The 8,537-nt window shown below is 75.5% G+C and carries 10 protein-coding genes; 6 read left to right on the top strand and 4 right to left on the bottom strand.

Features of this window, described 5'->3' with window-relative positions:
* Nucleotides 1-1,463 (top strand): tetratricopeptide repeat protein (locus tag VR45_RS38175; protein ID WP_052709695.1); only part of this gene is annotated, 1,463 nt, incomplete at its 5' end.
* Nucleotides 1,464-1,487: 24 nt separating this feature from the next.
* Here VR45_RS38175 and VR45_RS38170 read toward each other — a convergent pair.
* Both VR45_RS38170 and VR45_RS38165 read right to left on the bottom strand, forming a co-directional pair.
* Nucleotides 1,488-2,630, bottom strand: coding sequence for a GDSL-type esterase/lipase family protein (locus VR45_RS38170; RefSeq protein ID WP_045944544.1), 1,143 nt, complete (start codon nucleotides 2,628-2,630; stop codon nucleotides 1,488-1,490).
* Nucleotides 2,631-2,771: 141 nt separating this feature from the next.
* The gene (locus VR45_RS38165; RefSeq protein ID WP_045944543.1) at nucleotides 2,772-3,719 is read right to left on the bottom strand and encodes a molybdopterin-dependent oxidoreductase; all 948 of its coding nucleotides are present in this window, start codon (nucleotides 3,717-3,719) and stop codon (nucleotides 2,772-2,774) included.
* 173 nt (nucleotides 3,720-3,892) lie between these two features.
* Here VR45_RS38165 and VR45_RS43115 point away from each other — a divergent pair, with 173 nt between their 5' ends.
* Entirely contained in the window at nucleotides 3,893-4,666 is a 774-nt protein-coding gene (locus tag VR45_RS43115; RefSeq protein WP_159394518.1) for a TIGR04222 domain-containing membrane protein, read from the top strand.
* Between the two features lie 60 nt (nucleotides 4,667-4,726).
* Here the strand turns inward: VR45_RS43115 and wrbA are convergent, their stop codons facing one another.
* Both wrbA and VR45_RS46410 read right to left on the bottom strand, forming a co-directional pair.
* Entirely contained in the window at nucleotides 4,727-5,395 is a 669-nt protein-coding gene (gene wrbA / locus VR45_RS38155; protein WP_045944542.1) for an NAD(P)H:quinone oxidoreductase, read from the bottom strand.
* A 147-nt stretch (nucleotides 5,396-5,542) separates the two neighbouring features.
* Nucleotides 5,543-5,815: a hypothetical protein gene (locus tag VR45_RS46410; protein WP_045944541.1), complete on the bottom strand. Its 273-nt coding sequence runs from the start codon at nucleotides 5,813-5,815 to the stop codon at nucleotides 5,543-5,545.
* A 146-nt stretch (nucleotides 5,816-5,961) separates the two neighbouring features.
* Here VR45_RS46410 and VR45_RS38145 point away from each other — a divergent pair, with 146 nt between their 5' ends.
* The 4 genes from VR45_RS38145 to VR45_RS38130 form a co-directional block, all read left to right on the top strand.
* Nucleotides 5,962-6,693, top strand: coding sequence for a sulfite exporter TauE/SafE family protein (locus tag VR45_RS38145; protein ID WP_199926087.1), 732 nt, complete (start codon nucleotides 5,962-5,964; stop codon nucleotides 6,691-6,693).
* Nucleotides 6,694-6,763: 70 nt separating this feature from the next.
* Nucleotides 6,764-7,204: a DUF5990 family protein gene (locus VR45_RS38140; protein ID WP_045944545.1), complete on the top strand. Its 441-nt coding sequence runs from the start codon at nucleotides 6,764-6,766 to the stop codon at nucleotides 7,202-7,204.
* A 63-nt stretch (nucleotides 7,205-7,267) separates the two neighbouring features.
* A complete protein-coding gene (locus tag VR45_RS38135) occupies nucleotides 7,268-7,729 on the top strand; it encodes a hypothetical protein (RefSeq protein ID WP_159394517.1) in 462 nt (153 codons plus the stop codon).
* Nucleotides 7,730-7,840: 111 nt separating this feature from the next.
* Nucleotides 7,841-8,537, top strand: a 697-nt coding sequence (locus tag VR45_RS38130; protein WP_045944539.1) for a multicopper oxidase domain-containing protein, incomplete at its 3' end; no start/stop codon positions are given.

Below are 8,537 nucleotides of genomic sequence, written 5' to 3'. Positions count from 1 at the left end.
AGGCGTACGAGCTCGCGGCCCGACTGGGCGGCCTCCCGCTCGCCCTGCGGCTGGCCGGTACCTACCTCGACCAGTCGAACCGGACCCCGCCGCCGTTCCGGGCCCCCGCCACCCCGACCACCTACACCGGCTACCTGCGGGCCTGGGAGGACGGCCTGGACCGGCTGGACCCGGGCCAGGTCCTCGCCCGGACCTGGGCGATGTCCGTCGCCCTGCTCGAACAGCGCGGCCACGGCCACGCCCGCGCCCTGCTCGAACTCCTCGCCGCCTTCGCCGACGCCGACCTCCCGTACACCCACCTCCTCACCCCCGAGCGCCTCGCCGACGCCGGCCCGCTCGCCGTCCTCGACGGCCCCGCGATCTGGCAGCACCTCACGGCCCTCGCGGCGCTCGGCCTGGTCGAGCTGCCCGACGCCGCCCCGGACACACCCCCCGTGCTGAGGATGCACCCGCTGGTCCGCGACGCCTCGCGGACCCCGGACGCCGAGGCCGACGCTGCCCGGCTGCTGATCGCCACGGCGCTCGCTGACGACAGCAGGGAGCCCGAGGACCCGCGGTCCTGGCCGCTGTGGCGGCTGCTCCGCCCGCTCATCCTGGACGCCTTCCAGCGGGCCGACGCCGCGCGGCTCACGGAGGAGGCGCTCCCGAGGCTCAGCGAGGCCGTGAACATGGCCGGTCGTCACCTCATGGTGGAGGGCCTGAACGCCCAGGCCCGCGCGGCCTTCGAGGCCGTCCTCGCCGTCGAACGCGAGCGGGTCGGCGCCACCCACCCCAACGTCCTGCTCACCCGGTACAACCGCGCCCTCGTCCTGCGTGACCTGGGGGAGTCGACGCAGGCCAGGGCGGAGTTGGAGGCTGTGCTTGCCGCCGAGCGCGAGCAGTTCGGGGAGACGCACGTCGACGTCCTGATCACCCGGCACGAACTCGCCTGCGTCCTGTACGTGGAGGGGGACCTGGCGGTGGCCAAGGCGGAGTTCGAGGAGGTCCTGGCGGCCCTGCGGGGAGTGTTGGAAGACACCGCTCCGGAGGTGCTCGCCACCCGGCACGAACTCGCCCGCGTCCTGGGCGACCTGGGGGACCTGGCGGCGGCAAGAGCGGAGTTCGAGGAGATTCTGGCCGTCATGCGGGAGAGTCAGGGCGTTACCCACCCGGCGGCCCTGGCCACCCGGCACGAACTCGCCCGACTGCTGCGCGACCAGGGGGAGTTGGCACCGGCCCGCGCGGAGTTCGAGACGGTCCTCGCCGTCGAACGGGAGCGGCTGGGCGACACGCACCCCAGCACCCTCCTCACCCGGTACAGCCTCGCCCTGGTCCTGCGCGACCAGGGCGAGCTGACGCAGGCCCGCGAGGAGCTGGAGGCGGTCCTCGCCGTCGAGGCCGACCGGCTGGGACCCGACCATCCCGATACGCAGATCACCCGCCGGAGCCTCGACGGCGTCCTGCGGATGCTCGAAGGACGCTAGCCGGTCGGTCGCCCGCGTCTGCGGTCAGCTGCGGAACGGGCCCCGGTCGGCGAAGGCGTGGGCGGCGAAGCGTTCTCCCATCCGGCGGTACGCGGCCGAGGACGGGTGCAGCCCGTCGGGAAGGTCGTCCACATCGGCGGGGCCGAGCAGTTCGCGTCCGTCGAGGTAGTGCAGGTGGGGGTCGCGGGCCCGCCGGGCCGCCACGATCCTCGCCAGCTCGTCCCGGACCACCTGCAGCGACAGCGCCCCGAGGGCCACCTCGGCCGGGTCCCCGAGCGCCGTGATCCTCCCGTCCGGGCCCACCCCGGTCGGGCCCGGACACCCGTCGAGGGCCGGGCAGCTCACCGGTGAGACCACCAGCAGCGGAGTGTCCGGGTGCCCGTCCCGGATCGTGTCCAGGAATCCGTGCACCGCCGGGCCGAAGGTGCGCAGCCGGAAGGTGGCCCGGGCCACGATGTTGACGCCCGTCTCCAGGCTGATCAGGTCCGCGGGCAGGTCGCGGATCGTCCGGGCGACGTAGGGGTCCAGCATGTCGTTGCCCGGCTGGCTGAGGTTGGTCACCTCCGCGACGCCGAGCGACGCCGCCACCACCGGCCAGGTACCGGTGGGGCCGTCGGCTTCGAGGCAGTGGCTGATGGAGCTTCCGTGGTGCACCCACCGGGGCCGGCCGTCGGGCAGGGGCGCCAGGACCTCACCGTCGGCGCGGAGTGCCACCAGTTCGGTGGGAGTCTGCGGCGGCAGCCACAGCTCGACGTTCTTCATCCCGGCCGGCAGGCCGTCGAAACGCGCTGTTGCCGGCTTGCCCGGGACCACCCGCTGCGGGGCTCCCGGGCCCGCCATCCGCACCACATGGCCCAGGGGTGCCCGCTGTCGCCCGACAAGGGCACCGTCCACCCTCAGGTCCAGCATCCCGGTCGGCCGGGGCTCCGGGTCACCGTCGAGCTGCCCGGTGGAGGTGAGCAACTCGAACTCGAGCACCCGTGCGTCGGTGCGGAACACCAACCGCACTCCCGAAGGCATCACCGTCCCCCCGAAGACCGAGGGATCCTGGTACTGCTCCTTGGTCCAGGCCGGCAGCCGGCGCGGCATCACTCCCGCGGGTGTCGCCTCCAGGTCCAGCGCGCCCCGTATCTCGACCGGCCCGCCCACCAGCGGATAGTCCCGCATCGTCACTGTCACCGCTCCTCAGCTCTGCCCGTCCGGCCGGGCAGATGCTCGACCGGATCCGTCGGATCTCTCCCCGACCCTATGCACCGCAGCCGCAGTCGTGGCGACCGGTGGGCCGGCGGCACGTCCCGGTGCGGGGATTCAGCGGGCCACCACCTCGATCCCGTGGACGGCGTTCCGCGCGCCGTCGGGCGGCTGGACGCGGCCCCGGGCGTCGGTGGCGCGGCAGCGGATCAGGTGCCGGCCCGGGGCGAGCGCGCACGGCAGGGTGAACCGCTGCCAGACGGGCTGCGGGCCCCGCGACTCCAGCCGGGCCGGCCGCCAGCCGCCGTCGTCGACGGAGACCTCCACCGCGACGACCGGGTCGAAGCCCCAGGCCCGGCCGGTCACCTGGAACGGCCCGGCCGGGACGGCGTCCCCGTCGCGCGCCCCGACCAGCCTGCTGTTGACCTCGACCTCCCGCACCGGCCGAGCGGCGCCGCCGCCACGCGGGACCCGGGTGTACAGCCGGGTGGTGAAGAGGTGCTCGGGCCGGTGGTCGGCCAGGACGACGCGGGTCAGCCACTTGACCGAGTTGGTGCCGAAGAACCGGGGCACCACCGCGCGCACCGGGAACCCGTGCTCCCTCGGCAGCGGTGCGCCGTTCACGGTGTCGGCGAGCAGTACCTCGGCGCGGGCCAGGTCCAGTGGCAGGTCCTTGAGGTAGGCCACGCCCTGCTCGCCCGCGAACGTGCCCCGGTCGGCGCCCTCCAGCCAGAGGTGACGGGCCTGCGGGCGCACACCCGCCAGGTCCAGCACGGCGGACAGCGGCACCCCGGACCAGGCCAGGTTGGCGACGGCACGGGTCGGCTCGTCGGGGCGGGAGGGGTTGCCGAAGCACTCGTGGAAGGCGGTGAGGTCCGTGCGCGGCAGTCCGCGCAGGGCCGCGAGGTCCAGCCGCAGCGGCCGGTCCACCAGGCCCTCGACGCTCAGGGTCCAGGCGTCGGCGTCGAGTTCGGGCGGCGGCCCGAGGTGGCTGCGGCGGAAGACCTGTCCGACGGGGGTGAGGAAGGCGTCGGGGATGCTCGGATCGATGGGTGCTGCCTGCACGCGGGCTCCGTACGTCGTCGGGCGGCCCGGGAGGACCGGAAGGGCGGAAAGAGCTCCACCCCCGAACGGTCCGTGTACCCCTGCCGCCGCCCGCCGATGCGGAACGGGGCCCGGATACTCTTGCGGGCGGCGGCGCCGAGGGGTGCGCCGGTGGACGGGGCGGGGTGGTGGCCGTGCGCGGACCGCAGGACCGGACGGCGGGCCGAGAGCCTTCGAACGGTGAGGAACTGACGCTCCACGAGCTCGCCCTGCTGGCCGGCGGGGTCTGGCGGGTCGCGGAGACGGCGCTGGCCCGGATGCTCCTGGACGCGAGGGTGGAGATCGACCGGCACGGGACGGTCCGGGTGGTCCGTCCCCGCCCGCGCGACGAGGTGGAGGCCGTGCTGCTCGCCGCGCTGGGCCCGTCCGGCACCGGATGGCTCGGCGCCCCGCGCTCGGCCTTCGGTACCAGCGCGGCGGCCTGCCGCCTGGAGGAGGCCCTGCGCGGCCGGGGCCTGATCGTCGGCGGCACCACCGGCCCCGGCCGGGGCCTGATCGTCGGCGGCACCACCGGCCCCGACCGGGGCCGTCCACTGCTGCTGCCGACCCGGCTGGCCGTCCCGCTGCTGATCCTCCTCGCGGTCGGCACCGCCCGGGGCGCCGCGGCCGCCGGGACGGGAGCCGGCCCCGCCCTCCTGCTCGCCGCCCTGGTACCGCTCCTGGCCGCCTTCGTCCTGAGCCGCTTCGGCACGCCCCCCGACCTGGCCGGCTCCTACTGGCGCCCGGCCGACCTGACCGACCCCTACTGGCGCCCGGCCGCCCGGGTCGAACCCCTGCTCGCCGCCCTCCGCGCCGGCACCCCCCTCCCGCCGGGCTGGCGGCTCTCCCCGGACGCCCTCGCCCCGGCCGGCCGCACCACCTGCGGCGCCCGCCCCCGCCCTCCGCGGCCCCGCCGGAACCCCGCTTGACGACTCCCGGGGGCCGCCGCCCGACGGCGGCGGCCCCGTTCGAGGATCTCCGCCGGTCGGTCAGCCGCTGTGGGCGGGGAGTTCGCTGCCGGCGCCGTCGGGGGCGTCGGGGGAGGCGAGGGCCTGGGTGCCCGCCTGGAGGCGGAGCGTGGTGCGGGCCAGGCGCTCGCCCTGGTAGCGGGCCGCCGCCAGGGTGGAGAGGTCGGGACCGTCCTCGGAGTCGCCGGTCGAGGAGGTGCCGTACGGGTTGCCGCCGGCCGCGAACACGACCGGGTCGGTGTAGCCGGGCGGGACGATCAGTGCGCCCCAGTGGTAGAAGACGTTGGACAGCGACAGGATGGTGGCCTCGGTGCCGCCGTGCCGGTTGTACGCGGCGGTGAAGACCGTCACCGGCTTGTCCGCCAGCAGCCCCTCCTGCCAGAGCCCGCTGGCCTGGTCGATGAACTGCTTGAGCTGCGCCGCCGGCGCGCCGAAGCGCGAGGGTGTGCCGAACGCGTAGGCGTCCGCCCACGCCAGGTCGTCCAGGGTGGCCTCTTCCAAGGACGCGGTGGCGTCGGCGTGCTGCCGCCAGCGCGGATTGCTGTCTATCGCCTTGTCGGGCGCCAGTTCGGCGACGCGCCGCAGCCGGACCTCGGCCCCGGTCGAGGCCGCTCCTTCGACGACCGCCTGCGCGAGCGCGTGCACGGTACCTGTGGCGCTGTAGTGGATGACTGCGACCTTTACGGTCATGTCCCTGTCCCCGCCTGTCAATTGGTGATCGGTTGTGCGGATCATGTTATGGGCACAGCAAGATCACCGGGGTGGGGGCAGGGGGGTGGATTCGGCCGATCGCCGTCCGGCCCGCAGGCCTGAGCGGACTGGCGGCCGGTCGCCGGTTCAGGTGCCGCAGGCCGGGAGCAGCAGCAGGCGCTCGGGGTCGAAGGGCACCCAGGTCGGGGCCTCGCCCCGGCCCAGTGCCCGGACCCGGCACCAGGCCCGGTCGCCGGCCGACGGCCGCCACCAGCCGTTGATCCGGCCCACCGCCCAACTGCCGTCCGTCCGGTTGATCTGGACCGGCTGGTACGCCGGCTCGACCTCGTGCTCCGGCGGCTGCCACCCGGCTCCGTCGGCCGGGCGGCCGTGAGGGTCCGGGTGCGGACGGTCTGCCATGTCTCCCCCTGCTGGCTGCGGCGCGGGTAGTCGCCTTGACTCTACAGCTCTGTAGTAGTTCGTGGGGGTCCCACGGTGAACCCGGTGCACGACGCCGGCCGGACGTGCGGTTGGCTGGCTCACCTGGCCTGCGCGAAGGGGGATGCATGACGGACGGCTGGGGCGCCGCGACACTGCTGGGGCTACTGGTGCTGGTGGGGTCGTCCGTGCAGCGACTCGCGGGCATGGGCTTCGCGCTCGTCTGCGGACCGGCACTGGTCCTGCTGCTGGGGCCGGGTGACGGCGTGACGCTGTCCAACTGCGCGGCCTGCGTCATCAGCGCCATCGGTCTGGCCGGCAGCTGGCGACAGGTCCGGCTGGGCCGGATGCTGCCGCTGATGGCGGCCGCCGCCTTCACCGTCCCGGTCGGCGCCCTGGTCGCGGACCGGGTGCCGCCGCCGACCCTGCTGATCGGCATCGGACTGCTGGTCACCGCGGCGGCCCTGCTGGTGATCCGGGGTGTCCGGGCCTCCTCGCTGCGCGGCGTCCGGGGCGCGGTGGCGGCGGGCGCGGCGAGCGGGTTCATGAACTCCGCCGCCGGTGTCGGCGGCCCGGCCGTGTCGCTCTACGCGGTCAACACGGGCTGGACCGCCCGCGAGTTCGTCCCCAACGCCCAGCTCTACGGAGTGGTCGTCAACATCTTCTCGATCGCCGCCAAGGGAGTCCCGCACCTGGCCGCCCCCGCCTGGTCGACGACAGCGGCCGGCATCGTCCTGGGCGCCGGCGTCGGCCAGGTCCTGTCGGCCCACGTGTCGGAACGCCCTGCCCGGCTCGTGGTGCTGACCCTGGCCCTGGCCGGCGGCCTGGTCACCCTCGGCAAGGGGCTCTGGGAACTCTGACCCCTGGTGGCCCCGGCGGAGGGTGCGGCGCGGGGTGCGCCGGGGCGGGCCGGGCGGGGAGACTGGCCCCGTGCAGATCCGAATCGAAGCCGTCGACCTTCCCGGCCGCTCCTGCCCCGGCGGGCCGGACTCTCCCGATCTCCTCCACCCCGGTGACGCGGCCTCGGCCGCCTGGACGCTGGAGTGCGCGGCGAGTCCGCTGGGCGAGGGCATCGACCTCAAGGGTCCCTATGTCCAGGGGCGGCCCGGGCAGCGCTTCGTCTACCTGGTGTGGGGGAACGTCGACCCGGACGGCGGGTTCACCATGTTCCGGCGGGCGAAGCTCATGTTCGACGGGGTGGACGGGCGGATCCTCGCCGAGGCGGTGGCCGCCGGGCGGCTGGTCGCCCGGCTCGGTCTGACGGACGTCAAGGGGCTGCCGCTGTGCGCTGCGGTCCGTCCGCCCGTGGTGACCTGGTCGGCGGAGAGCGCGGCCGGGGAGGGCGCCGGGGAGGGCGAAGGGTGGGCCTGACCGGCACGGCGGGTTCGGGAGTCTTACGGCGTGCATATACCGGGGTGGGGTATGGTGACCGCCATGTGCAGCCCGGACGCCGAAGCCTCCCCCCACGGGCCCGCCGCCCGTACCGGGGCGGCCGGGCGTCCGTACCGGAACCACCGGCGGTGGACGGGGGCGGCCGTCGTGGTGCTCCTGCTGACGGCTCTCGGGCTGATCGGCCACCACACCCTGCCGGCGGGCGTGATGCCGGCCTCGCACGCTCCTGCCGTCATGGCGCACGGCACGGCGGCACACGCCGCTCCCGTCGGGAGCACCACGGCGCCGGTCGTCAGCGACCCCGTCCGGGCCTGCGCCGAACACCGGGTCTGCTCCTCGACCGTGCCCGCGCGCGGTGCGGCCCTCGCCGCCCCGCCCGCCGCCGCCCTCGCCGCACCCGGACACCCCGACCCGGCGCCGCGCCCGGCGGTCGCCCACCCCGGCCTGCCCTGGCCGGGCGCACCACCCCCCGACCTCGACGTCCTCTCCGTCGCGCGCAAATAGGCGCCCCTCGGCGGCCGGGAGCCGGAACTCCCGCCCCCCGCCGCCGAGCGGCCCCGTCCACCGGCACGGGCGACAGCCGTGCCACCACGCGCACACACCCGAGAGACCTCGATGCCCTCGACGCCCGAGTTCACCGTCAACCGTCGTTCCCTCCTGCTCGCGGGCCTCGGCGCCGCCGGCGCCGGCCTGCTCGCCGCCTGTGCGGACAGCCCCGCGGCACCGCCGCTCGTCGACCCCTCCGGCAGCCCCGTCGCCCTGGCGGAGGCCGCCCGCGGCGGCACCGGCCGGGAGCGTCCCGTGACCGTCACCGCGACGGCCGACACCGTCGACCTGGGTGGCGGGACCACCGCCCGGACCTGGACCTTCGGGGCCCTGCCGGGCACCCCGGTCCGCACCACGGCCGGGGACACCCTGGTCGCCACGCTCAACAACCACCTGCCCGACCCGACCTCCCTCCACTGGCACGGTCTGGCGCTGCGCAACGACATGGACGGCGTGCCCCCGGTCACCATGCGGCCGGTCGCGCCGGGCGGCAGCTTCACCTACCGCTTCGTCACCGACCGACCGGGCACCTACTGGTTCCATCCGCACATCGGGGTCCAGCTCGACCGGGGCCTGTACGCGCCGCTGATCGTCGAGGACCCGAGGGAGCCGCTCGGGTACGACGAGGAGTGGGTGGTGGTGCTGGACGACTGGCTGGACGGCGTCACCGGCACGCCCGACCAGGCCTTCGCGGAGCTCCGCAAGGGGATGGGCGGCGGGGGCGGCTCCGGCGGCCACAACATGGGCGGCCACAGCATGTCCGGCG

The sequence above is a fragment of the Streptomyces sp. NRRL S-495 genome, from assembly GCF_000966955.1.
GTDB lineage: Bacteria > Actinomycetota > Actinomycetes > Streptomycetales > Streptomycetaceae > Kitasatospora > Kitasatospora purpeofusca.
Note: the sequence above shows the minus strand (reverse complement) of the source record. Positions and strands in the feature narration are given on the sequence as shown.